The 24,018-nt window shown below is 49.9% G+C and carries 22 protein-coding genes and 4 tRNA genes; 13 read left to right on the top strand and 13 right to left on the bottom strand.

Annotated elements, in window-relative coordinates:
- Nucleotides 1–103: 103 nt before the first annotated feature.
- Nucleotides 104–352: a TIGR03905 family TSCPD domain-containing protein gene (locus tag M3079_RS06065; RefSeq protein WP_249077969.1), complete on the top strand. Its 249-nt coding sequence runs from the start codon at nucleotides 104–106 to the stop codon at nucleotides 350–352.
- An 84-nt stretch (nucleotides 353–436) separates the two neighbouring features.
- Here the strand turns inward: M3079_RS06065 and nifJ are convergent, their stop codons facing one another.
- The 3 genes from nifJ to M3079_RS06050 all read right to left on the bottom strand — a co-directional run bounded on the left by nifJ (nucleotide 437) and on the right by M3079_RS06050 (nucleotide 6,066).
- A complete protein-coding gene (gene nifJ / locus M3079_RS06060; protein ID WP_249077967.1) occupies nucleotides 437–3,946 on the bottom strand; it encodes a pyruvate:ferredoxin (flavodoxin) oxidoreductase in 3,510 nt (1,169 codons plus the stop codon).
- Nucleotides 3,947–4,123: 177 nt separating this feature from the next.
- The gene (locus M3079_RS06055; RefSeq protein ID WP_021715333.1) at nucleotides 4,124–4,675 is read right to left on the bottom strand and encodes a gamma carbonic anhydrase family protein; all 552 of its coding nucleotides are present in this window, start codon (nucleotides 4,673–4,675) and stop codon (nucleotides 4,124–4,126) included.
- A 158-nt stretch (nucleotides 4,676–4,833) separates the two neighbouring features.
- On the bottom strand, nucleotides 4,834–6,066 hold the full coding sequence (locus tag M3079_RS06050; RefSeq protein ID WP_249077966.1) for an MFS transporter: 1,233 nt from the start codon (nucleotides 6,064–6,066) through the stop codon (nucleotides 4,834–4,836).
- Nucleotides 6,067–6,225: 159 nt separating this feature from the next.
- Between M3079_RS06050 and M3079_RS06045 the strand changes: the two genes are divergently transcribed.
- Nucleotides 6,226–7,308, top strand: coding sequence for a hypothetical protein (locus M3079_RS06045; RefSeq protein WP_249077964.1), 1,083 nt, complete (start codon nucleotides 6,226–6,228; stop codon nucleotides 7,306–7,308).
- A complete protein-coding gene (locus M3079_RS06040) occupies nucleotides 7,305–7,886 on the top strand; it encodes a GNAT family N-acetyltransferase (RefSeq protein WP_249077963.1) in 582 nt (193 codons plus the stop codon). The genes M3079_RS06045 and M3079_RS06040 overlap by 4 nt, the downstream gene beginning before the upstream one ends.
- Nucleotides 7,887–8,051: 165 nt before the next feature.
- Here M3079_RS06040 and thiC read toward each other — a convergent pair whose 3' ends face one another.
- The gene (thiC, locus tag M3079_RS06035) at nucleotides 8,052–9,356 is read right to left on the bottom strand and encodes a phosphomethylpyrimidine synthase ThiC (RefSeq protein WP_249077961.1); all 1,305 of its coding nucleotides are present in this window, start codon (nucleotides 9,354–9,356) and stop codon (nucleotides 8,052–8,054) included.
- 193 nt (nucleotides 9,357–9,549) lie between these two features.
- Between thiC and M3079_RS06030 the strand changes: the two genes are divergently transcribed.
- From M3079_RS06030 to M3079_RS05995, 9 genes are all read left to right on the top strand, one after another.
- The gene (locus tag M3079_RS06030; protein ID WP_249077960.1) at nucleotides 9,550–10,719 is read left to right on the top strand and encodes an iron-containing alcohol dehydrogenase; all 1,170 of its coding nucleotides are present in this window, start codon (nucleotides 9,550–9,552) and stop codon (nucleotides 10,717–10,719) included.
- Between the two features lie 735 nt (nucleotides 10,720–11,454).
- The gene (locus M3079_RS06025; RefSeq protein ID WP_249077957.1) at nucleotides 11,455–12,396 is read left to right on the top strand and encodes a M23 family metallopeptidase; all 942 of its coding nucleotides are present in this window, start codon (nucleotides 11,455–11,457) and stop codon (nucleotides 12,394–12,396) included.
- Between the two features lie 18 nt (nucleotides 12,397–12,414).
- Nucleotides 12,415–12,834 carry a polymer-forming cytoskeletal protein gene (locus tag M3079_RS06020; RefSeq protein WP_249077956.1) on the top strand — a complete coding sequence of 140 codons (420 nt, stop codon included), beginning with the start codon at nucleotides 12,415–12,417 and terminating at the stop codon, nucleotides 12,832–12,834.
- 251 nt (nucleotides 12,835–13,085) lie between these two features.
- A complete protein-coding gene (locus M3079_RS09410; protein ID WP_283162449.1) occupies nucleotides 13,086–13,220 on the top strand; it encodes a hypothetical protein in 135 nt (44 codons plus the stop codon).
- 177 nt (nucleotides 13,221–13,397) lie between these two features.
- Entirely contained in the window at nucleotides 13,398–14,471 is a 1,074-nt protein-coding gene (gene serC / locus M3079_RS06015; RefSeq protein ID WP_249077953.1) for a 3-phosphoserine/phosphohydroxythreonine transaminase, read from the top strand.
- 15 nt (nucleotides 14,472–14,486) lie between these two features.
- Nucleotides 14,487–16,073 (top strand): phosphoglycerate dehydrogenase, encoded by a 1,587-nt coding sequence (gene serA / locus M3079_RS06010; RefSeq protein ID WP_349293354.1) that lies wholly within the window; start codon nucleotides 14,487–14,489, stop codon nucleotides 16,071–16,073.
- A 1-nt stretch (nucleotide 16,074) separates the two neighbouring features.
- On the top strand, nucleotides 16,075–16,713 hold the full coding sequence (locus M3079_RS06005) for a histidine phosphatase family protein (protein ID WP_249077950.1): 639 nt from the start codon (nucleotides 16,075–16,077) through the stop codon (nucleotides 16,711–16,713).
- Between the two features lie 490 nt (nucleotides 16,714–17,203).
- Nucleotides 17,204–18,259 (top strand): tryptophan--tRNA ligase, encoded by a 1,056-nt coding sequence (gene trpS, locus M3079_RS06000; RefSeq protein WP_249077948.1) that lies wholly within the window; start codon nucleotides 17,204–17,206, stop codon nucleotides 18,257–18,259.
- Nucleotides 18,259–18,747, top strand: a complete 489-nt coding sequence (locus M3079_RS05995; RefSeq protein WP_249077946.1) for a prolyl-tRNA synthetase associated domain-containing protein — start codon at nucleotides 18,259–18,261, stop codon at nucleotides 18,745–18,747. Before trpS ends, M3079_RS05995 begins: the two co-directional genes overlap by 1 nt.
- Nucleotides 18,748–18,827: 80 nt before the next feature.
- Here the strand turns inward: M3079_RS05995 and M3079_RS05990 are convergent, their stop codons facing one another.
- The 3 genes from M3079_RS05990 to M3079_RS05980 form a co-directional block, all read right to left on the bottom strand.
- On the bottom strand, nucleotides 18,828–19,916 hold the full coding sequence (locus M3079_RS05990) for an iron-containing alcohol dehydrogenase family protein (protein ID WP_249077944.1): 1,089 nt from the start codon (nucleotides 19,914–19,916) through the stop codon (nucleotides 18,828–18,830).
- A gap of 108 nt (nucleotides 19,917–20,024) precedes the next feature.
- Nucleotides 20,025–20,708, bottom strand: a complete 684-nt coding sequence (locus M3079_RS05985; RefSeq protein WP_249077942.1) for a DUF554 domain-containing protein — start codon at nucleotides 20,706–20,708, stop codon at nucleotides 20,025–20,027.
- A 112-nt stretch (nucleotides 20,709–20,820) separates the two neighbouring features.
- A tRNA-Leu gene (locus M3079_RS05980) sits at nucleotides 20,821–20,904 on the bottom strand.
- A gap of 165 nt (nucleotides 20,905–21,069) precedes the next feature.
- On the opposite strand from M3079_RS05980, the gene M3079_RS05975 reads away from it, so the two are divergent.
- Nucleotides 21,070–21,486 (top strand): hypothetical protein, encoded by a 417-nt coding sequence (locus M3079_RS05975; protein WP_249077940.1) that lies wholly within the window; start codon nucleotides 21,070–21,072, stop codon nucleotides 21,484–21,486.
- Nucleotides 21,487–21,648: 162 nt separating this feature from the next.
- Here M3079_RS05975 and M3079_RS05970 read toward each other — a convergent pair.
- The 6 genes from M3079_RS05970 to M3079_RS05945 form a co-directional block, all read right to left on the bottom strand.
- Nucleotides 21,649–21,724: transfer RNA gene (locus M3079_RS05970), tRNA-Lys, on the bottom strand.
- Nucleotides 21,725–21,732: 8 nt separating this feature from the next.
- Nucleotides 21,733–21,808 (bottom strand) — tRNA-Gln (locus M3079_RS05965).
- Between the two features lie 6 nt (nucleotides 21,809–21,814).
- Nucleotides 21,815–21,890 (bottom strand) — tRNA-His (locus M3079_RS05960).
- 123 nt (nucleotides 21,891–22,013) lie between these two features.
- On the bottom strand, nucleotides 22,014–22,901 hold the full coding sequence (gene sdaAA / locus M3079_RS05955) for an L-serine ammonia-lyase, iron-sulfur-dependent, subunit alpha (RefSeq protein ID WP_249077938.1): 888 nt from the start codon (nucleotides 22,899–22,901) through the stop codon (nucleotides 22,014–22,016).
- An 8-nt stretch (nucleotides 22,902–22,909) separates the two neighbouring features.
- Nucleotides 22,910–23,575: an L-serine ammonia-lyase, iron-sulfur-dependent subunit beta gene (gene sdaAB, locus M3079_RS05950; protein WP_249077936.1), complete on the bottom strand. Its 666-nt coding sequence runs from the start codon at nucleotides 23,573–23,575 to the stop codon at nucleotides 22,910–22,912.
- A 9-nt stretch (nucleotides 23,576–23,584) separates the two neighbouring features.
- The gene (locus tag M3079_RS05945) at nucleotides 23,585–24,016 is read right to left on the bottom strand and encodes a HutP family protein (protein ID WP_249077933.1); all 432 of its coding nucleotides are present in this window, start codon (nucleotides 24,014–24,016) and stop codon (nucleotides 23,585–23,587) included.
- Nucleotides 24,017–24,018: the final 2 nt, after the last annotated feature.

Below are 24,018 nucleotides of genomic sequence, written 5' to 3'. Positions count from 1 at the left end.
CCCGCAAAAGTGAACTTTATGCAAAAACGCCGGTGCAGTTTCTTTGCAGTCAGCCAAAATTGCTGTATAATTGTGTTGCAGTAATTTTAAAGGAGGCTTTATTTTGTTATATAAAACCCGCGGAACCTGCTCCATAGCCATTGACGTGGAGGTAGAAAACGGCATTGTAAAATACGCGCAGTTTATTAACGGCTGCCCCGGCAATACCGCAGGCATTTCGCAGCTTGTAGCCGGCATGCCGGCAGAAGAAGTTATCCGCCGCTTAAAGGGCATTAAGTGCGGCAATAAGCCAACCAGCTGCCCCGACCAGCTTGCCCTTGCGCTGGAGGAAGCGCTTAAAAGCCAAAACTAACCCCTAAACGCGCAAGCAAAAAACGCCATGCACAAAGCACGGCGTTTTTTATTTTAGTTTATGCGTTTTTTAATTGCAGCCTTTTTATTCCTTGCCTGCAAGGCGTTTATAGGTTGCAAGGCGTTCTTTGGCGTCATGCTCTGTTTTTTCAAACAATGCTTCTGCCTGGTCCGGGAATTGTTTTAAGAGTGCGGAGTAACGTACTTCGCCCATTAAGAATTCGCGGAAGTTGCCAGTAGGCTCCTTGCTGTCGAGAATGAACGGATTCTTGCCCTGTTCTTTAAGTTCCGGGTTGTAACGGTAGTTAGCCCAGTAACCGCATTCAACAGCGTGTTTTGCTTCCAGCTGGCTCTTGCCCATGCCTGCCTTCAAACCGTGGTTAATGCACGGCGAATAAGCAATAATCAGGGACGGGCCATCGTAAGCCTCTGCTTCGGCAATGGCTTTAAGGGTTTGGTTCTTATCCGCACCCATGGCAATTTGCGCTACATAAACATAGCCGTAGCTCATGGCCATCATGCCGAGGTCTTTTTTGCGGGTGCGTTTGCCGCTGGCCGCAAATTTGGCAATAGCCGCAGCCGGTGTAGCCTTGGAGGACTGGCCGCCGGTGTTGGAATATACTTCGGTATCAAATACCATTACGTTAATGTTTTCGCCGCTGGCAAGAACATGGTCAAGTCCGCCGTAGCCGATATCGTAAGCCCAGCCGTCGCCGCCGAAAATCCAGTGACTGCGTTTTACAAAGTACTGGCCGAGCCCTGCAATTTCTTTTAAGAGTTCATTATCGCTGTTTTCGGCAGCCAGTGCCGCTTTCAGCGCTTCGGCACGTTCGCGGGTGCCGTCGCTTACGTTCATATTGTCAAGCCAGTTCTGCATTGCTGCTTTCAGTTCTTCGCTTACGGGCAGGTTCAGCGCTTCTTTTACGCGGTCAGCCACACGTTCGCGGGTATGTTTTACGCCCAGGTACATGCCAAGTCCGTATTCGGCGTTGTCTTCAAACAGGCTGTTTGCCCAGCTCGGGCCGTGGCCTGCCGCATTTTTGCAGTATGGCATGGAAGGTGCGCTTGCGCCCCAGATGGAGGAGCAGCCCGTTGCGTTGGCAATCATCATGCGGTCGCCAACAAGCTGGGTAACAAGTTTGGCATACGGGGTTTCGCCGCAGCCTGCGCACGCACCGCTGAACTCAAACAGCGGCTGTTCAAACTGCACGCCTTTAACGGTGTTTTTATTCATCGGGTTCGGTTTTGGCGCAACTTTCTTCATTGCGTAATCCCAGTTTTCGGTTTTAGCAAGCTGGGTTTCCAAAGGTTTCATTACCAGGGCTTTTTCCTTAGCCGGGCAAACCTGAGCGCAGTTGCCGCAGCCGGTGCAGTCCAGAGGAGATACTGCCATATGGAATTTTAAGCCTTTAGCGCCGATAGCATCCTTGCTGAGCATGCCTTCCGGAGCGTTCGCAGCTTCTTCTTCGGTCATCAGCACGGGGCGGATAACAGCGTGCGGGCATACAAACGCGCACTGGTTGCACTGAATGCATTTTTCCATCTGCCATTCCGGAACGTTGATGGCAATGCCGCGTTTTTCGTAAGCAGCGGTGCCGCTCGGGAAAGTGCCGTCCTCGTGGTCTTTAAACGCGCTTACAGGCAGTTTGTCGCCTTCCATGCGGTTCATCGGCACAAGAATGTTGTCGATAAAATCATTGCCGGATTTTGCAGCTGCTTCGGTATCGGCAGCGTCAGCCCATGCTGCGGGAACGTCAACTTTTACAACGGCGTTAACGCCCATGTCGATAGCGGCGTTGTTCATGTCAACAACGTCCTTGCCCTTCAGGCCGTAGCTGTGTTCAACCGCTTCCTTCAGGTATTTAACAGCATCCTCCAGCGGAATAATGTCGGCCAGTTTAAAGAACGCCGACTGCATAATCATGTTAATGCGTCCGCCGAGGCCGATTTGCTGTGCAATTTTTACAGCGTCAATAATATAGAAGTTAATATCGTTTTTGGCAATATAGCGTTTAATCTGCCCGGGCAGATGTTTTTCCAGTTCTTCTGCGCTCCAGTTGCAGTTAAGAAGGAAGGTGCCGCCTTTTTTCAGTCCTGCGGTAACGTCGTATTTATCAACGTAGGACTGGTTGTGTACGGCTACAAAATCCGCAGCGTTGATAAGGTACGGAGCTCGGATGGGCTCTTTGCCGAAACGCAGGTGCGAAACGGTAATGCCGCCGGATTTTTTGGAATCGTAGGAGAAATAGCCCTGAGCGTACATATCGGTGTAATCGCCGATAATTTTAATTGCGCTCTTGTTGGCGCCAACGGTACCGTCGCTGCCAAGGCCCCAGAACTTGCAGCTCTTGGTGCCTTCGCCGGTAACGTCAATTTCGTGGCTGGCTGCCAGGGAAGTATTGGTAACGTCGTCAACAATGCTGATGGTAAAGTTGTTTTTCGGGTTTTCGGCTTCAAGGTTTTCGTAAACCGCCAGAATGTCGGTCGGGGTCAAATCCTTGCTGCCAAGGCCGTAGCGGCCGCCGATAATCAGCGGATTGCGGCCTGCATCATAGAACGCGCCGCGCACATCCATGTACAGCGGTTCGCCGAATGCGCCAGGCTCTTTGGTGCGGTCAAGCACGGCAATGCGTTTAACAGTTTCCGGAATTGCCGCCATAAAATGCTTAACGCTGAACGGACGGTACAGGTGAACGGCGAGTAAGCCAACCTTTTTGCCTTCGGCATTCAGTTTTTCGGCAACGGTCTGAATGGTTTCGCAGGCGCTGCCCATGGTAATAATGATGTTTTCGGCATCCGGTGCGCCGTAGTAGTTAAACAGGCCATAGTTGCGGCCGGTAATTTTGTTGATTTCGTTCATGTAGTTTTCAACAATTTCCGGCAGCGCGGTGTAATAGCTGTTAACTGCTTCGCGGGTCTGGAAGTAAATATCCGGGTTCTGCGCCGTACCGCGGATAACAGGGTTATCAGGGTTCAGTGCGCGTTTGCGGAACTCTGCCAAAGCCTCCCAATCCAGAAGCCCTGCCAGCTTATCGTAATCCATCAGTTCAATTTTCTGAATTTCATGCGAGGTACGGAAACCGTCAAAGAAATTCAAAAACGGCACGCGTCCTTTAATTGCCGATAAATGTGCCACGCCGCCAAGGTCCATAACTTCCTGTACGCTGCCTTCGGCAAGCAGGGCAAAACCGGTCTGGCGTGCTGCCATAACGTCCTGATGGTCGCCGAAAATGGAAAGGCTGCTGGTTGCCAGCGCACGTGCGGATACATGGAACACTGCCGGCAAAAGTTCACCGGCCATTTTATACATATTAGGAATCATTAAAAGAAGGCCCTGAGAAGCTGTATAAGTGGTAGTAAGGGCACCGCCCTGCAAAGAACCGTGTACAGCGCCGGAAGCGCCTGCCTCGGACTGCATTTCCTGAACCTTTACAGTCTGCCCGAACAGGTTTTTCTTGCCCTGGGCCGCCCATTCATCAACAACTTCCGCCATAGGCGAAGACGGTGTAATGGGGTAAATAGCTGCCACGTCGGTAAACGCATAGGATATATAAGCCGCAGCGGTATTACCGTCCATGGTTTTCATTTTTGTCATGTGGTTCCCTTCTTTCTCATCGTTATAACTGCTGAATTATGTGAGGATATGCAAAGTGCATATATAATTAGTATACACTATTTACAAGGGTTTGTAAATTTAAAGGCAGTGTATACAACAGCCTTTGTTAAACAAAAAAGGCACGGCAAAAACCGCACCTTTTAAGCTGTAAATTAATTATACAATTTTTTCGCCATGGTATTCTTCGCCGCCGCCATCGGGAAGTTCGTTGTAACGGCGGGTCCACAGGTTTTCGTATTTAACGGCCTGTGCGTGGGTTGCGTCGGTGTTTTCCGGCAGTTTTTTAATAACTTTGGCCGGTACGCCTGCTACCAGGGAGTACGGCGGAACGATAGTGTTTTTGGTTACAACCGCGCCGGCTGCCACAATGGAGCCTTTGCCGATAACAGCACCGTCCAAAACGGTGGAGTGCATACCGATAAGCACATGGTCTTCAACCGTGCAGGCATGCAGAAGTGCGCAGTGGCCTACGGTTACATAGTCGCCCAGAATGCAGGCATGGCTGTCGGAAACGTGCAGCACGCTGTTATCCTGAACATTGGTATATCTGCCAACTTTAATTTCATTAACATCGCCGCGGATGGTTACGTTATACCATACGCTGCTGTATTCTTTAAGTTCTGCTTTGCCGATAACTACTGCGGTTTCGGCTACAAAAGCCTTCGGGTCAATTTTCGGCGAATTGCCTTCAAATTTTTTAATAAGCATTGTAAAATTCCCCCTTTTATGCTGCTTACAACTTTATTGTATATTGTATACAAAATTTGTCAAGCTAAATCAGGGGTTTTGCCCCCTTAATTTTAAAGCTTTCACAAACTGTTCAGTTTTTAACAGTTTGTATGTTTAAATTTGCTAAAGTCCTGCATTCAGGCCTTCTGCGGAACGCCGCGCACTTTGGTTAAATAAGTGTAAACACCGGCGCATACCAAAATTACGCCCGTTAAAACAAGTATCAGGCGCGTCGGCAAAAAGCCGCCTAAAAAGCCGCCTAAAAGCGGGCCAACCACGCCGCCGAACTGCTGCGCGCTGGTTACAAGCCCAAAGGCCTTGCCGCGCACGGAAGGGTCGGTAACTTCAACCAGGCGGGCGTTAATGTTAGGCACCGCCCCTGCGAGGAACAGGCCGTAAATAAAGGTTACCGCCGCATACTGCCAGATGTTGTGCACAAAGAACTGGCACATATTTATTGCGCCCGCGCAGATAAACACCATAAACAGCGTTTTGGTATAACCGCGCTTCTGCCCGCGGCTGCCCCAGTACGGCCCGGCGATAATACCGGCAATGCCCGCCAACGAGAAGATAATGCCGGCAGTTTTAACAACGTCGTCGTTAACAACGCCGCCCAACAGGTACGATACGTACATGGTAATCAACGGCTGCACAATCATTACGCATACCTGCACCAAAAAGAACATGCTCATTACAAACAGCAGCCCTTTATTTTGCAGTGATGCCTTTAAATCCGCCCAGATATGAATAACTTTGCCTTCGCCCTTTTCGTGCTCCACATCGCGCACAAAGGCAATAACCATAATGGTTGCAACAAACAGCGCGCCCGCCGCGATATAAAACGACATGCGCATGCCGAACCAGGCGCTTACATAACCGCCGAGCATCGGCCCGAGGATGCTGCCGGAGGCAACAGCCGTCTGCATAAGCCCCATGCCCCAGCCCATTTTAACGGCAGGCAGGGTTGAAGAAACCAGCGACAGCGACGCCGGCACAAAGCCGCTTACAAGGCCTGCCAAAAGGCGCACGCCAAAAAGCTGTTCCGGGCTCTGGCACATGCCCATCAAGGCATAGGTTACGGCAAGGCCGAACCCCGCACGTATTGCCATTAAGCGCTGGCCGATACGGTCGGCATGGGCACCCCAGTAAGGCGCCATAATGGCCGCCGTAAAAAAGGTAACGGAATAAATAAGGCCCGTCCACGAATTGACATCAGCCTGGGCTACGCCCAAATGCTGCAAAAGATATACCGGCAAAAACGGCACGCACATGGTATAGCTTGCACAGGTAAAAAACACGCACACCCATAAAACATACAAATTAAGCTTCCAGTGCAGTTTGCCGCCGCCGCGGTCCTCAAAAATATTCATCTATATCATCTCCGCACGATAATATCCTATATTAACATTTTAACATATCCTAAATATTAGTTGTGACATTTGTGTAAACTCCGCGTTTTAAACCGCTTATTGCGGCATACCCGCGGATATTGTATAATTAATTTATTACATTAATAAGGATGTGTGACCGTGAAAGGATTTAAAAAGCAGGAACTGGAAGAACAGGGTTTTATGGGCAGGCTGTTTGGCTCCAAGCCCCAGCAGAACGCCTTTGCAGAAATAAATAATATTTTAACCGAAGCCAAAAGCGCGCAGGAACTGACAAAGGACGCAGCCGCCGCCATTTTTAAAAAGTGGGGCTGCAAATTCAGCGACACCAATATGGACCAGCGCAGCGCCATTTACCGCAAGGTTGCCGACAACGCTTTTTCAAGCGCGCAGAGCAAGGATGACCCCATTTTAAATGACCGTGCCCATATGGCGGAAATTTTGGAAATTCCCGAAAACCTGTGCCGCCTTGCCGATAACGGCGCGAAAAAATCCGCCTATTTTTCGCGCTGCCGCGGACTTGTAACCGGCGGGGAAAACCTTAACATCGCCGCCATTAACGAGCTGTTCGGATATGACTACGAAGACGGCTTTGACTTTCGCAAGCAGGTTTTTAACGATTACTTTAACGGCGAATTTGACCGCATTGCCGACGCCAAACGCTTTACGCCTGAAGACGAGCAGCAGCTGCGCGATATGTGCGCCAAACTGGATATTCCCTACGAATTTAAAGCCAATATCGACAACGCTTTAACCAAATACCGCTATTTGTGGAACGCCGAAAACGCGCCTTTGGGCAATGTTAAGGTAGACTTTCCGCTGGAGGACGGCGAAATTTGCCACGCAGCAGGTCAGGCCGCTTTGTGCGAAGTTAAAACTGTTGCCAAAGAGGACAATTACTACCAGCTGACACGCAAGCTGCGCATCGACGAAACCATCTCCTTTAAGGGTGAACATATCGAGCACCCGCAGGTTATGGAAGAAACCGCCGTAATTATCGACGCCGGGTATTTATTCTTAACCAACAGCCGCATTATTTATTTAAGCAAAAAACTGGCCAAGCAAATCCGTCTGGACGATTTAAAAACGGCCGACCTTTCTACCAATATTATAGAAGCGCACCAGAATGACGGGCAGAGCCTTTCCTTTAAAATGCAGGATGACGCTGCCGAAGTTATGTTTGCCATTCTGCGCCGTATTTTAAAAGACAGGAACCAGAAATGAAAGATTTAATCCGTTTCGTCCGTTCTCAGGACGCCGCACGCATTTTAGAAATCTACGCGCCGTATATTACGGATACCGTTATCTCGTTTGAATACGAAGTACCGACACCGGAAGAATTTGCCGCACGCGTTGAAGCCATCAGCAGCCGCTACCCGTACCTTGTGTACGAGCGCGAAGGCAAAGTTCTCGGCTACGCTTACGCTTCCGCCTATAACGAGCGCGTGGCGTATGATTACACGGTAGACCTGTCCGTTTATGTGGATGCTGCCTTTTGCGGGCAAAATATCGGCGAGTGCCTGTATGCCGCGCTGCTTGATATTTTAGAAAAGCTTGGTTACTATAACGTCTACGCCTGCATAACGGCAATTAACCAAAACAGTTTAAACTTTCATAAGCGCATGGGCTTTGAAGATGCCGGTACGCACAAACTTGCCGGGTTTAAGCACGGCCGCTGGCTGGATGTATGCTGGTACAGCAAACGCCTGAAGGCTGATACCGAAGCACCGCAGCCGTTAAAGCCTGTCAGTGCGTTCAGCAATAACGATTTATTGCAGCCGCACGAAACCTATAAAAAATAAACAGCTTAAAAATTATATAAAAAACCCGGGAGTTGCAGCTCCCGGGTTTTTCTTTTGATGTGTGCCTAAGTGAACAACATCAATCCCATTTCGTGCTTTCATTATAGCACGGCTTAATTTAAAAAGCAAATAGATAAGGCCTGCAACAATACGGTTTTTGCCGTATTATTTTCTGCATCCTTTGCATTTATCAAGGTATTCGCCGACAATTTTTACGGCACAGTAATCGCCGCACATTGAGCAGGCTTCGTCGTCGGCTTTGTTCTTTTTATCACGGTAAGCCTGCGCTTTAACCGGGTCAATGGCAAGTTCAATCTGTTTTTTCCAGTCCAGGTTTTTGCGCGCTTTTGCCATTTCCAAATCCCACTCTACGGCTTTGGGCAAACCTTTGGCAACATCGGCCGCATGCCCTGCAATACGCGCTGCAATTACGCCTTCGCGCACGTCGTTAATATCGGGCAGGCCCAAATGCTCGGCAGGTGTTACATAGCACAAAAAGTCCGCGCCGCTCATGGCAGCCAGCGTACCGCCGATAGCGGAGGTAATATGGTCATACCCCGGCGCAACGTCTGTAACGAGAGGCCCCAGCACATAAAAAGGCGCACCGTGGCACACGCGTTTCTGCAGCTGCATATTGGCGGCAATCTGGTTGTAAGGCACGTGTCCCGGCCCTTCCACCATTACCTGCACGCCTTTGGCCCACGCGCGCTGCGTCAATTCGCCAAGGTTCAAAAGCTCCTGCAATTGCGCACGGTCGCTTGCGTCGGCCAGGCAGCCGGGGCGCAAACCATCGCCCAAACTAATGGTAACGTCATACTCGGCGCAGATGTCCAAAATTTCGTCATAGTATTCGTACAGCGGGTTTTCTTTGCCGTTATGCAGCATCCAGCCGGTAATAAAGCTGCCGCCGCGGCTTACAACATCCATCACACGCCCTTCGCCGGTCAGCATGTCAAGCACGTTTTTGTTAATGCCGCAATGTATCGTCATAAAGTCTGCGCCGTCTGCCGCCTGCTGGCGAATAACTTCAAACAAATCTTCTTTCGTCATTTCCACAACAGCGCCGCGTTTTTTAATGGTTTCCACCGTCGCCTGGTAAATAGGCACCGTGCCCACCATAACCGTGCTGGCGCCGATAATGGCCCTGCGCGAAGCGTCGATATTGTCGCCGGTAGATAAATCCATTACGCTGTCGGCGCCCGCTGCAATCGCTGCCGCCAGCTTTTCAAGCTCAGGCTCCGGGTCGGGATAGCTGCTGGAGGTGCCGATATTGGCGTTGACCTTAACGCTCAGCCCCTGCCCCACGCCGCGCGGGGTTACGTTTTTATGGTTTATATTAAGCGGTATGGCAATAGTGCCTTCGGCCACGCCCTTGCGGATAAATTCTTCCGTTACGCCTTCGTAGGCCGCCACCTGCTTCATTGCTTCGGTAATAATGCCTTTTCGGGCAAGCTGCATTTGTGTTGCCAAAAAATCACTTCCTTTACTGTTAATATTTCTATTATACAGTAAATCGGTGCAATACTCTACCGTTTTATGTTAATTTTCAAAATTAGTTTATAAATTTATTTAATAATAATTTTTAATTTTTCACAGAAAAGTCAACTAAAGCTAACCATTATGTGTTATAATAAAGGCAGTTAAGAAAACAGGAGGCGATTACATGTCACGCTTTACTTTACCACGCGATATTTACTATGGGCCGGGCGCCCTTGATGAATTGAAGGTTTTGGCAGGCCACAAAAAAGCCATGATTTTCACCGGCGGCAGTTCCATGCGCCGCGGCGGCTTTTTGCAGAAAACCGAGGAGGTTTTGAAAGCTGCCGGACTGGAAACCGCTTTATTTGAAGGCATCGAACCCGATCCTTCCATAGAAACAGTTATGAAAGGCGCACAGGCCATGCGCGAATTTGAGCCGGACGTTATCGTTGCTATCGGCGGCGGCTCGCCTATCGACGCAGCCAAAGCCATGTGGGTATTTTACGAACACCCCGATAAAACCTTCGAGGATATTAAAACACCGTTCACCATGCCCAAGCTGCGCAACAAGGCAATTTTCGTAGCCATTCCGTCCACCAGCGGCACGGCTTCGGAAGTAACTGCCTTTTCGGTTATTACCGATTACTCCAGCGGCATTAAATATCCGCTGGCAGATTTTGAAATTACCCCGGATATTGCCGTGCTTGATACCGACATACCGCTGACCATGCCGCCCAAGCTTACCGCACATACCGGCATGGACGCTTTAACCCACGCACTGGAAGCCTATGTTGCCACTGCGCGCAGCGATTTTTCGGATGCTCTGGCACTGAAAGCCATCGGCGATATTTTCGACAGCCTTCTTGACAGCTACCACGGCGACAAAGAAGCACGCGGCAAAATGCACATTGCCCAATGCCTCGCAGGCATGGCGTTCAGCAACGCGCTTTTGGGCATTGCCCACAGCCTGGCGCACAAAACCGGCGCAGTATTCCACATTCCGCACGGCTGCTGCAACGCAATTCTTTTACCGTCCGTTATCCAGTACAACTCCCGCGTATGCATGAACCGCTATGCAGCAGTTGCACGCTACCTGGGCCTGCCCGGCGGCACCGACAAGCAGCTTACCGATTCGCTTGTTAAAGCCATCTGCGCATTAAACAAAGAACTTGGCATTGAGCAGACCTATCAGGCTAACGGCGTAAGCGAAGAACTGTTTAAAGAACATGCAGAAGCAATAGCACATAATGCTGTGCTTGACCCCTGCACCCTTGCCAACCCGCGCCCAATTGACGACGAAGCCATGCTTAAGGTTTTAACCTGCGCATACTACGGCAAACCTGTAACTTTCTAACTTTCAGGCTCATGCCTGATATTTAAACACTAACCGCTGCTTTTTACGGCAGCGGTTTTTTATTTTGCAAACCCCTTACACCCATATAAACGGATTTTATGCCTTAAAAATTTACCTGCGCGCAAAATTTATTTTTTGCCGCTGCCGGAAATTTTTGCTTAATTTTTTTGCGCATGGTTAATTTTTGTACTCGTTTTGCCGTTTATATGGGTGAGTTTCTTTTCTTTTCTCTTTTTTCCTGTTTTTTCTCTTTATCTTTTCTTTGCCGTATTACGTTCTTACCTTGTTCCCAATAAACCGCAGGTTTATTATTATAATTATACCTTGTTCCCTAAGTACTACCGTACGTAAGCAGTAGTACCTAAAATGCCCGCGCAAAACAGGCACTATCTCCAAGCAGAGATAGTGCCGCAAGCAGTAAACTACACCCCTTCATGCACAAAATAAAAAAAGAGAGCAGCGCTGCCCTTACTGATAAAAAATGTATATTAATTAACTGTTTATATATATTTTATAACTATCGCCGTTAGTTCTTCACCGTGTAAACTATTATGCCCTCACAGCCTACATAACGGCAATTTATGCTGTTTTAGCAGCAAATTATGTTAAATTAGCAAGATTTCACATTTTTTTACGGCTTTCCGGTTGTTTTTTAAGGCAATTTGTGAGAAAATATAATAGTACTTGTGTAAAAGCGGACAGAATAAAGTTTTATCAGTTAGGAGTAGTTTATGCATGGAACCGTTAAAACGACAGCAGCGTAAAGTCGATAACGAATATACAATTATGTTCATTCCCCACCGCGGCAAAGAACCGAAAAGCTTCAGCTTCCGCGCAAGCCTGCTGAAAAAAATCGGCATTTTCTGCGGCATCCTGCTTCTGGCAGGCATTGGCATTGCAGCAAAATCTTCCATGGTTGTTTACCAGGCACACCAGGAACAGAACGAACTTATAGCTTACCGCAACGATAAAGCAGCGCAGGACCAGAAGCTGGCCGAACTGCAGAAAGAAAACGAAAAAATGCAGAAGGACATGGCTGAGCTTTCCGCACTGGAAAACGAAGTGCGCAAAGCCCTTGGCAATAATGTAAGCCAGCAGCCTTCCCGCGGCGGCATTGACCGCAGCCAGTACATGGGCAAAGGCGGCCCTTCCGCCCCGGCGGACATTAAAATGATTGATGTTACCGCAGCCCAGGCTAAAAACCTGCAAACCGAAATGCAGCAGAAAAAAGCAGTGCTCGGAGATTTGCTGGCACAGCTTCATGAACGCAATGCAAAGCTAGACGCTACTCCGGACATCTGGCCTACGGCCGGCGGTGAAATTACTTCCCGCTTCGGCGGCAGAGCCAACCCGTTCAGCGGCACAGGTTACGATTACCACCCCGGCATTGATATCGGCAACGACTACGGTGCGCCGGTTTACGCAGGCGCAACCGGTTATGTGGAATACGCAGGCTGGTACAGCGGTTACGGCCGTTATGTAAAAATCAGCCACGGCTACGGCTACGAAACTGCTTACGGGCATATGTCGTCCATTGAAGTTTCTTCCGGCCAGTATGTGGAAAAAGGCGACGTTATCGGTTATGTGGGCAGCAGCGGTTACAGCACCGGCCCGCACCTGCATTACGAAGTTATCATTAACGGGCAGGATTCCGACCCGCTTAAATTAATCAGATAGTTTTAAAGGAGCAAGACAATGTTTGGTTCTTCAAACAATAATAATGCAAAAACAAATTCCGCCCTGCCTAAAGTGGCGGTAGATAATTTTGAAGCCTATATCGGCAAAAGCACGCAGATTACCGGCAACATTACCGCGCAGGGTTCTATCCGTATCGACGGCACCTTCAGCGGCATTGTATTTTCGGAAAGCGATGTTGTTGTTGGTGAAACCGGCAATATTAAAGCCAATATTTTTGGCGCCAATGTAACGGTTGCAGGCAAAATTGAAGGCAACATTGTTGCCAAGGGCACGCTGGAAGTGCTTGCCAGCAGCGTTATTACCGGCGACGTGCGCTGTGAAAAGCTCACCGTTGAAACCGGCGCCGTACTGCGCGGCAACGTAGGCGGCCTTGAAGACGCAGCAGCACCGCAGCTTGAAAGCGCAGAAACAAAATAATGACAAACTTCACCCGCCCGGCATTTACAGCCGGGCTTTTTTGTTGCCCGCGCTTATTTATAAGTTACGCTTATTAATTAAATAAGTTTAGTTGATTTATAAGCCTGCCTTATTAATCCGGCGGCTTGAATTTTGTAAACTGCGTTACAGATTTGCCGCGTTTTATTTTAAATTTTATTTTTTGCCGTTATTTTGTTGACAAGCCCCCCAAACCTGCTATAATAGCCCTATAAATTAATAACAGCAACACGATGATGGAGAAAAAGCAGCAACAATGCTTTCAGAAAGCCGCCGGAAGATGCGAGGCGGCAGCAGCGTGCAGCAAGTTCCGCTCCGGAGATGCGGGTGACGAATCCGCCGGGCAGCGCCCGATACAGCGTTACTAAAGATGGCCGTAAGGCAATTTGGGTGGCAACGCGGGTAACTCTCGTCCCATGTGGGATGGGGGTTTTATTTTTTACCAGCACTTTGCCGTTTGCCTGCGCGCTGAATTTGGGTGGCACCACGAGAAAGAGAAGCTCGTCCCAAGGACGGCTTCTCTATTTTTATTTTGGAGGGATATTATGGACAGAGTTTACAACTTTAACGCCGGGCCTTCGGCCATGCCGCTGGAAGTTTTGCAGGAAGCCCAGGCAGAATTTTTAAACTATAAAAACACCGGCATGAGCATTATTGAAATGAGCCACCGCAGCCCGGAATACGCCGCCATGCACGCGGAAACCAAAGCGCTTTTGCGCGAGCTGATGGAAATTCCCGAGGATTACGAAATTTTATTTATACAGGGCGGCGGCAGCTTACAGTTTTTAATGACGGCAGCCAACTTTTTTACCAACAAGCATGCTGCCTATGCCAACACCGGCGTATGGGCCAAAAAAGCCATGGCAGAAGCCAAACGCTTTGGCGAAGCCTACGAAGCATGCACAAGCGCAGATAAAAACCACAGCTACATTCCACAAAGGCTGGAGCTTAAACCGGATACCTCATACCTGCACATAACCGCCAACAACACCATTTACGGTACGGAATGGCAGGACTTCCCCGATGTCAACGTTCCGGTTATCTGCGATATGTCGAGCGACATCCTTTCCCGCCCGGTAGATGTAAAAAAGTTCAGCCTTATTTATGCCGGGGCGCAGAAAAACCTCGGCCCTGCCGGAGTAGTAATCGTAATTGTTAAAAAGGCATTTTTAGAAACCGCCCGCGCGGATTTGCCGCCGATGCTGAGCTACCAAAACTACGCGGATAACGATTCGCTGTACAACACGCCGCCGGTATTTGCCATTTACATGGTTAACAAAACCCTGCACTGGATTAAGGCGCAGGGCGGAGTAAATGCCATTGCCGCACGCAACCGCGAAAAGGCACAGCTTATTTATGACGTTATCGACGCCAGCCGTGGTTTTTACCGCGGCCACGCCGAAAAAACCAGCCGCAGCCTGATGAACATTACCTTTAACCTGCCCACGCAGGAACTGGAAAAAGACTTTATCGCCGAAGGCAAAAAACGCGGGTTCATAGGCATTGGCGGGCACCGTCTTGTAGGCGGCTGCCGCGTATCGGCCTACAACGCCGTAACGCCCGAAGCCTGCCGCGCCCTTGCGGATTTTATGAAAGAATACCAGGCAAAACACGAATAAACGGAGGAATGAATGATGAGAATACTTGTAAGCGATGACGTAAGCGAAAAAGGCGTGGCCCTGCTGCGCGAACATTTTGATGTAGATGTAAAAACCAATATGCCCACGGAAGAACTTCTGGCGTGCATAGGCGAATATGACGGGCTTGTTACCCGCAGCCAGACGCAGGTTACCAAACAGGTTATCGACGCCGCCAAAAACTTAAAGGTTATCGGCCGCGCAGGCGTCGGTGTTGATAATATCGACATTCCCGCAGCGACGGCACGCGGCATTGTAGTGCTTAACGCTCCGGAAGGCAACACCATTGCCGCCACCGAACACACCGTTGCCATGATGATGGCCATGACGCGCCACATTCCGCAGGCGCACGCTTCCATTCAGGCCGGCAAATGGGACAGAAAGAGCTTTGACGGCATTCAGGTACAGGGCAAAACGCTCGGCATCATCGGCGTTGGGCGTATCGGCAGCCGCGTTGCCCTGCGCATGCAGGCCATGGAAATGACCACCATCGGCTACGACCCGTATATTACCGAAGAACGCGCGCAGCAGGTTGGCGTGGAGCTTGTTCCGTTTGAAGAACTGCTGGCCAAATCCGACTATATCACCATTCACACACCGCTGACGAAAGAAACTCACAATATTATAAACGCCGAAGCCATTGCCAAAATGAAAGACGGCGTGCGCATTGTAAACTGTGCCCGCGGCGGCTGCGTGGATACCGAAGCCCTTGCCGCAGCCTTAAAGAGCGGTAAAGTAGCCGGTGCCGCCATTGATGTATACCCCGAAGAACCGCTGACGCCGGAAAACAACCCCTTTATCGGCATGCCGCAGGTTGTACAGACCCCGCACCTTGGCGCCAGCACCATTGAAGCGCAGATTGGCGTCGCCGTGGACGTTGCTTACGGCGTTATCGACGCGCTGGAAGGCCGCCCCGTTATGACCGCCGTCAACATGGCTCCCATCCCCAAAAGCGTTGCCAGCGTTATCGCTCCGTACTTCAAACTGGCAGAACGCCTCGGCACCATTGGCATTTATCTGGCCGAAGGGCCGATTAAAGCCGTGGAACTGGAATACACCGGCGAGCTTGCAGCAACGGAAACGCAAGCGCTGACCACCGCCTTTTTAAAAGGCCTTTTGAACCCGATTCTGCAGGACAGCGTTAACTTTGTAAACGCGCCGGGCATTGCCAAAAAACGCCACTTGCAGGTGCGCGACGTAAAATCGCACCGCACGGGCTACTTCAGCACCGCCATTAATGTAAAAATTGCCACCGAAAAAGGCGAGCACACGCTTACCGGCACCCTGTTTGCAGGCAAAGAAGCCAAAATTGTGCAGATTGACCGCTTCCGTCTGGACTTTAAGCCCGAAGGCTACCTGCTGCTTGCTCCGCACCTTGACAAACCCAACATGATTGGGCAGATTGCCACCGTGCTCGGCAGCGCAGGCATCAACATCAACGGCATGCAGGTAGGCAGCACCGCCATTGAAGGCACCAACTTAATGGCCATTGCCACCAGCGGTGACATTCCTAACGATATTATGCTGAAGCTGCGCGGCATAGAAGGCATTATCGATGTGAAACTTATAAACTGTGAGGGATAATATGGTACGCATTATTTTAATACGCCACGGAGAGACCAACTGGAATTTACAGGGACGCTACCAGGGGCAGGAAGACACCCGCCTGAGCGAAAAAGGCTTTGCACAGGCAGGGCTTTTGGCGCAAGGGTTAAAAAACGTACATCTTGATTTATGTATTTCAAGCCCTTTAAAACGTTCGTTTTTAACTTGCAAGGCCTGCGCCGATTTACACCATTTGCCGGTACACAGCGACAAGCGCCTTACGGAAATTAACCACGGTGCGTGGGAAGGCGAACTGGCCTGTGAAATACAGGCGCATTACCCCGAAGAATTTAAAAAGTGGCATACTGAGCCGCACAAAGTGCAGATGCCGGGCGGCGAAAATCTGGAAGACGTACGCAAGCGCGCCCGTGCCGCTTTTGACGAATACGCAGAAAAATACGAAGGCCAAACAATTCTTGTTGCCGCGCACGACGCCGTCAACAAAGCCATTATCTGCGACTTGCTGGGGCTTGATATGAGCCATTTCTGGCACATCAAGCAGGATAACGCCTGCATTAACGTGCTGGAATATAATGAAGGCGTATGGCGCGCCGTACTTTTAAACAGCACTACGCATTTAGGCTACCTTTTCAGCGGCGTAGAACAGGCAGGATTGTAAGACACAAAAAGCTGCAAAGCATATACTTGCTTTGCAGCTTTTTTCTTAATTTTATTCTTTTCCAAAACATTAAACTCTGCTATAATATTTAACGCTGTGACTCTTTCCAGTAGGAAGGAGGTGACAGAATGATGAACAAACCATTCATCGCTTTTTTGGTAGCCGTCATGGCAGCTGTAACATCGTATTACATTTGCAAATGGCTGGACGGTTTACTGTAATGCTCACAGCCAGCCTAAATTAAAAAACCGGGAGTTGCCGCTCCCGGTTTTTTGTTTGCGTGGCAGAATGACCAACCACTCATCGCTTTTGTAACTAAAGCATACCACTCTTTCACTGTACCGTCAAGCAAAAAGAATTTAAAAACTAAAATCGCGCTGCGGCGCAGATATGCTTTGTTTTAACACAGCAAAATTTGTGTTATAATATAAATTAGTTATATCTCCGCCAGGGCGGATTTTACGATATTATTTGATTGTGAGGTAAGAAAATGCAGAAAATTATTTTAACGGGCGACCGCCCGACCGGCAGGCTCCACGTTGGGCATTACGCCGGTTCTTTAAAAGAACGTGTGGAACTGCAAAACTCCGGCCAGTTTGACAAGGTATTTATTATGATTGCCGACGCTCAGGCGCTGACCGATAACGCCGAGCACCCCGAAAAAGTGCGCGAGAACGTGCTGGAAGTGGCTCTTGATTACCTTGCCTGCGGCATTGACCCGGAAAAATCCACCATTTTTATCCAGTCTGCCGTGCCGCAGCTTACAGAGCTCACCGCATATTATATGAACCTTGTAACCGTATCGCGCGTGCAGCGCAACCCGACCGTTAAAACCGAAATTAAAATGCGCAATTTCGAAGCCAGCATTCCCGTAGGCTTTTTTGTATACCCCATCAGCCAGGCGGCCGATATTACTGCCTTCCGCGCAACGGCAGTGCCTGTCGGCGAAGACCAGCTGCCGATGCTGGAGCAGTGCAAGGAAATTGTTAACAAGTTTAACAGCGTTTACGGCGAAACATTAACCGAACCGGAAATCATCTTGCCGAGCAACAAAGCCTGCCTGCGCCTACCCGGCATTGACGGCAAGGCCAAAATGAGCAAATCGCTGGGCAACTGCATTTACCTCAGCGACGAAGCGGACGTTATTAAAAAGAAAATTATGTCGATGTTTACCGACCCGAACCATGTACGCGTGGAAGACCCCGGCAAGGTTGAAGGCAACCCGGTATTTATCTATCTGGACGCTTTCTCCCGCCCTGAACATTTTGCGGAATTTCTGCCGGAATACGCAAATCTTGACGAACTGAAAGCGCATTACCAGCGCGGCGGCCTGGGCGACGTAAAAGTTAAAAAATTCCTCAACAACGTAATGCAGGCAGAGCTTGCCCCCATCCGCGAACGCCGCCATATGTGGGAACAGCGCCTTGACGAAGTAAAAATGATTTTAAAACAAGGCAGTGAAACCGCGCGCGCAGCGGCAGCCGAAACCCTGCACGATGTACGCGCCGCCATGCAGATTAACTACTTTGAAAACTGGCATATCTGATGGCTGCAGCAAGAAGTGAAATTATCAGCCTGCTGAATGCGGCAGGCATTGCCTTTGAAGTTACTGAACACCAGCCCATTTACACCGTGGAAGAAGGCGAAGCCTTAAAGCTGCCGCACCCGGAAGCGATTGCCCGCACCCTGTTTTTGTGCGATGACAAACACCAGAACTTTTGGCTGGTAACTTTGCCGAAGGACAAAAAGCTGGATTTAAAGGCTCTGCGTGCACAGCTAGGCAGCCGCCGCTTAACCTTCGCTGCCGCGGAAGAACTGGACGCCATGCTGAACCTGCCGCCCGGTTCCGTTACGCCGCTTGGCGCGTTAAATGACTCAGAAGGCCGCGTGCCGGTTATTATTGACGCAGCCTTTAAAGAAAGCCTTATCGGCGTGCCGCTTTTAACAAACACCGCCACCATCTGGCTTAACGGCGCAGATTTGGCGCTCATGCTTACACAGCAGGGGCATAAAGTAAACTGGCTGGCACTTTAAAAACAAAATACAAAGCAGCAAAGTCTGCCAAGGCATAAAAAAATCCGCCCGTAAAGGCGGATTTTTTGTTTTGTATGTTATTAGAGGGTTTTGCCGTAAGCGTCGGCATCCAAAATGGCCTGTTTGAATTTTTCGCGGGTCATTTCATACGGAGTCTTTTTCCATTCGAGAATTGCCGGTGCGCGGTCAAGGATTTTTTCAAGGCCGGCTTCGTCAACTTCCAGTTCTTTTAAGGTTACAGGCAGGCCCAGTTCCTTATTGAATTTTGCAATCTTATCGCGCAGTTCAAACTGCTTGTCGCAGGTTAACAGCACAATTACACCGAAGGAAACCACTTCGCCGTGCATATGGCGTTCTGCGCAGGCAAGGCCGGTGTAAGCGTTGTAGAAGCAGTGTCCCAGCGAAGAATTATAGTAGTAATCGTTTTCGGTGGTGGTAAGGTTGGAAACAATGCCGGTGCTCATGATGATATCCAGCGCAACTTCCTGAATTGCTTCGGAAACAACATTGTTTTTGCAGTCTGCCAAAGCCTGTTTGCCGTATTCAAACAGCGGCGAAGTGCAGGCACCAGCCAGAGCGCGGCCCAGCAGCGGGGTGTTTAAAAGTTTTTTGCCTTCGGTGGCAATCAGAACCTCGCATTCTTTGCTGAGTGCGTCACCAATGCCGGCCCACAAAAGTTTTTCCGGTGCTTCGGCAATAATCTTGGTATTGATAAAAGTATGTTCTGCACAGTGTTTCGGATAATAGTAACCGGCGAGGCTGCCATCCTGTTTATACATAACGCAGATAGCTGTGCAGGCAGCGCAGTTGGAAGCAATGGTCGGGAAAGTGAAAACGGGTTTGCCCATTTTGTCTGCCATGGTTTTGCAGCAGTCAACAGCACGGCCGCCGCCAACGGCAAATACCATATCGGCTTCCTGAACTTCTTTGGTATTCATCAGCATATCAACATTTTCATAGGTAGAGTTGCCGCCGTACCAAAGTACAGCCGTAACATCAAGGTGCCCTTTTACAGCTGCAAGAATTGCATCCTGGGCTTTGCTCAGCGCGGTTTTGCCGCCGATAATAACAACCTTTTTGCCATATCTTGCCGTTACGGACGGAATTGCTTCGTAGCAATCCGGCCCAACGCTGTAATTAGGTAAATAAACACTGTATGTAGTACTCACTTCAAACAACACCTTTCATTAAATATCAAATATTATGATACTAATTATAAACATTTACGGTTAATTCGTCAACACAGTGTAACATTATAGTATATTTTTCTGTTAAAATTACTGTAAAAAACTTAAAATAGTAAACCACAGCGGCGGCACTAAAAGCGAAGGCAGCATATTTAAGGTTTTGCAGTCGCGCAGCTGCAAAATGCCCACGCCGCTGCTCAGCAGGAAAATGCCGCCCAAAAGCGAGATTTCCGTCATCATGCCCGGTGTTAAATACGGCACAATAACACCGGCAAACAGATAAATACTGCCCTGCCAGCAAAACAGCACCGCTGCCGCAATGGCAATGCCAAAGCCGTAAGTAGAGGCAAAAATCATGGAAGATACCAAATCAAGCGTTGCATTAGTAAAAAGGTAAGTATTGTTGCCGTTAAGGCGGCTTTCGATAGGCCCTAAAATGGAAAGCGTGCCGATGCAGAACAGAAGTATCGCCGTAGAAAGCCCTTCCGCCAGCTTGCCGCCGCCCTTGCAGTGCGCAAGCAGCGCGTTAAAACGCCCGCAAATATCAAGCCGCGTGCCGATAATAGTGCCAATGGCAAGGCTTGCAATAAAAAGCACCGGGTATTCGCTGTTGGGCAGGTTATGCACAACGGCGTTGGCGCCAAGCCCGACCGTTGCCAGCCCCAAAGCGTCAAACAGCGCTGTTTTATATTTTTCGCTGATGCCGCGGCTTAAAAAGCTGCCCACAAAGCTTCCTGTTAAAATAGTGCAGGTATTTACAATCGTTCCTAACATAAACCATCTGCTCCCTCAATAAAAAATAACGGATATTTTTATTATAAAACTATCGCGTAAAAATGTAAAACGGGCATAAAAAAACATCCTGCCAAAGCAGGACGTTGAATGCTGGTGCGGATGACAGGAGTCGAACCTGCACGCCGAAGGCGCCAGATCCTAAGTCTGGTGCGTCTGCCAATTCCGCCACATCCGCATTTAAATTGACTTTATTATTATATATTAAGCGGCTCAATTTTTCAACATTTAAATTTTACATAAGTCTGATAGATAAAATAGAATCTGTTCTATATAATAAAATTAAAGTAATTAACTTAAAATCTATGTTACCTATTATGACAGTAAACCCGCGGAGGCAATTATGGAAGAAAAAACTACCTCCTTTAAAAAGAACGCCAACGGCAGTTACAGTAAAAAAGGCATTGTACGCCAGACGCCCAAAGACGGCTTTGTGGAGCATGACGGGCCGGGCGGCTTGGAATACCGCAAAGGGCACGGCGTCTGGTGGACTTATGAAACAGACGACCCTAAAGTTACACGCCCGTTTTTATATATTTTTTTCGCTCTTTTTATGGGCCTTTGGAATTGGATTTTTTATAGCTGTTCACAGGGTATGGACCCTTCGGGGCGTATGTATGTGGCAACTGTTGGTTTGGGCATAAACTGCTTTTTCCTTTATGTTTTTTTCGGCTGCCTGCGCGATATACGCAAGCGTGAAAAACAGCAGCAGGAAGCCCTGCAAAAAGAAAGAGAAGCAAAGCGCCGGACGGAAGGCTAAAATAAAATACAGCAGAAAGAAACGCCGTGACACAAGCCGCGGCGTTATTATTTTTACCAGTTATTCTCCCCACGTTGCTCCCAATACACTCTGATTGGTGCTCCAACAGAAAACACAAAAACGCTGCACCTGCATTGGTACAGCGTTTAACAGATAAAAAAATGGTGATCCACCCGCGACTCGAACGCGGGACACCCTGATTAAAAGTCAGGTGCTCTACCGACTGAGCTAGTGGATCACGTTATTTGGCTGGGGCGGCTGGACTCGAACCAACGCATGCGGGAGTCAAAGTCCCGTGCCTTACCGACTTGGCTACGCCCCAAAAATATGGGGTGACTGGAGGGATTCGAACCCTCGCGTAACGGAGCCACAATCCGCCGTGTTAACCGCTTCACCACAGCCACCATTTTACCAAGATACGCTTGGCGACGAATGTAATTCTATCATAGCAGACAGGTTCTGTCAATATTTTTTGTAAAAATTTTTAATATAAAATGTCATTAATTTTACAAAACCGCTTTTTACGGCTATTCGCGTTCAAACCACGCTTTGGCCCACGCCAGCGCCGTAGGCGTTTGTGCAAGGCCCCCGCCCGCAGTTTCGCGCAGCGCGCAGGGCATGGAGTCGCCCACCCATTTCATGGCGTCAATGGCTTCGTCCGCCGGAATAAAGCTGCCGATGCCTGCCAGCGCCATTTCTGCCGCCAAAAGCGCCTGCACTGCCGCACCGCCGTTGCGTTTTATGCAGGGCACTTCCACAAGCCCTGCCACAGGGTCGCACACCAGCCCCAGCATGTTTTTAAAAACAATGCTTACGGCAGTACCTGCCTGCGCAGGAGTGCCGCCCAAAGCGTCAACAGCCGCGCCTGCCGCCATGGCAGCCGCACTGCCGCATTCTGCCTGGCAGCCGCCAACAGCACCAGCAAGCGAGGCACGGGCTGCAATTACAAGCCCGATTTGCCCTGCCACAACAAGCGCGCGTGCCAGCTGTTCTTCCGTTAAATTACAGTGTTTTTTTAAAGCCAGCAGCACGCCGGGAAGCACGCCTGCCGCACCGGCCGTGGGAGCCGCCACAATTCTGCCCATGGCAGCGTTGCATTCGCTTACGGCAATGGCATAAGTTACGGCGTCCGTTGCAAGAGCGCCCAAAAGTTTATTAAAGCCGGGCTGCGCTGCCGCGTTTTGCAGTTTAAGCGCACTGCCGCCGGTTAAGCCGCTGTGCGAGCGCACGCCCGTCAGCCCGTAGGCTGCGGCTTCTTCCATTACTTTCAGCATCTGCGCCATTTTGGCAAGCAGTTCTTCTTCCGTAATTTCCAGTTCAGCAGCGCTCTGCGGCAGCAAATAAGCGTTCAGGCTCAGTTTTGCCGCTTCTGCTTCTTCTATTAATGCATTTAATGAAATTTTGTCGTTTGCCATCTTTCACCTCAAAGCACGCTGTCTACAAAACGCACCGTGTCAATAGGCGGCAGCGCCGCCAGCAGCTGCACTATCGCAGGCTGCACTTTCTGGTCACACTCAAGCACCATGGTTGCCAGCCCGCCTTTATTTTTGCGGAACACGCGCATGGTTGCGATATTTACGGACGCACTTGCCAGCGTGCTGCTTACAAGCGCAATCACGCCGGGCTTGTCGGTATGCGATACCAACAGCGCAGGCAGCTTGCCGTCCAATTCAACCTCCGCTCCGTCAATGGCAGACACCTTAACCTGCCCGCCGCCGATGGAGGAACCGATAACCTCGCAGCTTTTGCCGTCTTTTGCCGTCAGCGTAAAGCGCGCTGTATTGGGGTGGGTTAAATCACCAAGGTTTACTTTGGCAAAATTATATTCCAGCCCTGCTTCCGCGGCATATTTACGCGCCTGCGGAATACGCGCGTCATCAGGCAGCCAGCCCATAAGCCCGGCAAGCAGCGCCACGTCCGTGCCATGCCCGCGGTAGGTATGCGCAAAGCTGCCGTGCAAATCAATCTGTGCTTTAACGGGCGGCGCGCCCAGAATACCGGCAGCCAGAAGCCCCAGCCTTACCGCGCCCGCCGTATGCGAACTTGAAGGGCCAATCATTACAGGCCCGATAATATCTATAATATTCATACTGCTCCTTTATTCTTCACTTGCCAGTGAGCGGTGCCCCAACGCCACGCACAATTCGTCAAGGTTCAGCACGCCCACCGCCATATATATGGCAACGCACAAATGCTCGCCGCTGCGGGCAATGCCAATTTTGCCGCCCACGTTAAAGCCGGCCGCTTTCGTCACAAGCTGCTCCAAAGCAGCGTGGGCAGCACCTGCAACTGCGCCCGCGCCGACGTGGGTTTCCGTAACAATGCCCTGACGCTGCGCCGCAACAACGGCACGCTCCACAATTTTAACAACGCTCGGCATAAACTCGCCGCCAAAATCTACCGCCGTACTGCGGATGCCCTTTGCCGCCAGCTGCTCTTTAATGCGCTGCTCCTCCGCACGGTTTTCGGTAACGGCAATGCGCAGTGCCGCACGCCCTATTTCAATGCTCGTCAGTTTCTGTTCTGCCATGA

The organism is Phascolarctobacterium sp. ET69, from assembly GCF_023336935.1.
Lineage (GTDB): Bacteria > Bacillota > Negativicutes > Acidaminococcales > Acidaminococcaceae > Fusicatenibacter_A > Fusicatenibacter_A intestinipullorum.
The sequence above is the reverse complement of the archived record's forward strand: the minus strand, read 5'-3'. Positions and strand labels throughout refer to the sequence as shown.

Coding starts and splice junctions, on each gene's coding strand:
- nifJ (WP_249077967.1), bottom strand. CDS start 3,946: ATGACAAAAATGAAAACCATGGACGGTAATACCGCTGCGGCTTATATA.
- M3079_RS06055 (WP_021715333.1), bottom strand. CDS start 4,675: ATGCTTATTAAAAAATTTGAAGGCAATTCGCCGAAAATTGACCCGAAG.
- M3079_RS06050 (WP_249077966.1), bottom strand. CDS start 6,066: ATGAATATTTTTGAGGACCGCGGCGGCGGCAAACTGCACTGGAAGCTT.
- M3079_RS06040 (WP_249077963.1), top strand. CDS start 7,305: ATGAAAGATTTAATCCGTTTCGTCCGTTCTCAGGACGCCGCACGCATT.
- M3079_RS06030 (WP_249077960.1), top strand. CDS start 9,550: ATGTCACGCTTTACTTTACCACGCGATATTTACTATGGGCCGGGCGCC.
- M3079_RS06025 (WP_249077957.1), top strand. CDS start 11,455: ATGGAACCGTTAAAACGACAGCAGCGTAAAGTCGATAACGAATATACA.
- M3079_RS06020 (WP_249077956.1), top strand. CDS start 12,415: ATGTTTGGTTCTTCAAACAATAATAATGCAAAAACAAATTCCGCCCTG.
- M3079_RS09410 (WP_283162449.1), top strand. CDS start 13,086: ATGATGGAGAAAAAGCAGCAACAATGCTTTCAGAAAGCCGCCGGAAGA.
- serC (WP_249077953.1), top strand. CDS start 13,398: ATGGACAGAGTTTACAACTTTAACGCCGGGCCTTCGGCCATGCCGCTG.
- serA (WP_349293354.1), top strand. CDS start 14,487: ATGAGAATACTTGTAAGCGATGACGTAAGCGAAAAAGGCGTGGCCCTG.
- M3079_RS06005 (WP_249077950.1), top strand. CDS start 16,075: ATGGTACGCATTATTTTAATACGCCACGGAGAGACCAACTGGAATTTA.
- trpS (WP_249077948.1), top strand. CDS start 17,204: ATGCAGAAAATTATTTTAACGGGCGACCGCCCGACCGGCAGGCTCCAC.
- M3079_RS05995 (WP_249077946.1), top strand. CDS start 18,259: ATGGCTGCAGCAAGAAGTGAAATTATCAGCCTGCTGAATGCGGCAGGC.
- M3079_RS05985 (WP_249077942.1), bottom strand. CDS start 20,708: ATGTTAGGAACGATTGTAAATACCTGCACTATTTTAACAGGAAGCTTT.
- M3079_RS05975 (WP_249077940.1), top strand. CDS start 21,070: ATGGAAGAAAAAACTACCTCCTTTAAAAAGAACGCCAACGGCAGTTAC.
- sdaAA (WP_249077938.1), bottom strand. CDS start 22,901: ATGGCAAACGACAAAATTTCATTAAATGCATTAATAGAAGAAGCAGAA.
- sdaAB (WP_249077936.1), bottom strand. CDS start 23,575: ATGAATATTATAGATATTATCGGGCCTGTAATGATTGGCCCTTCAAGT.
- M3079_RS05945 (WP_249077933.1), bottom strand. CDS start 24,016: ATGGCAGAACAGAAACTGACGAGCATTGAAATAGGGCGTGCGGCACTG.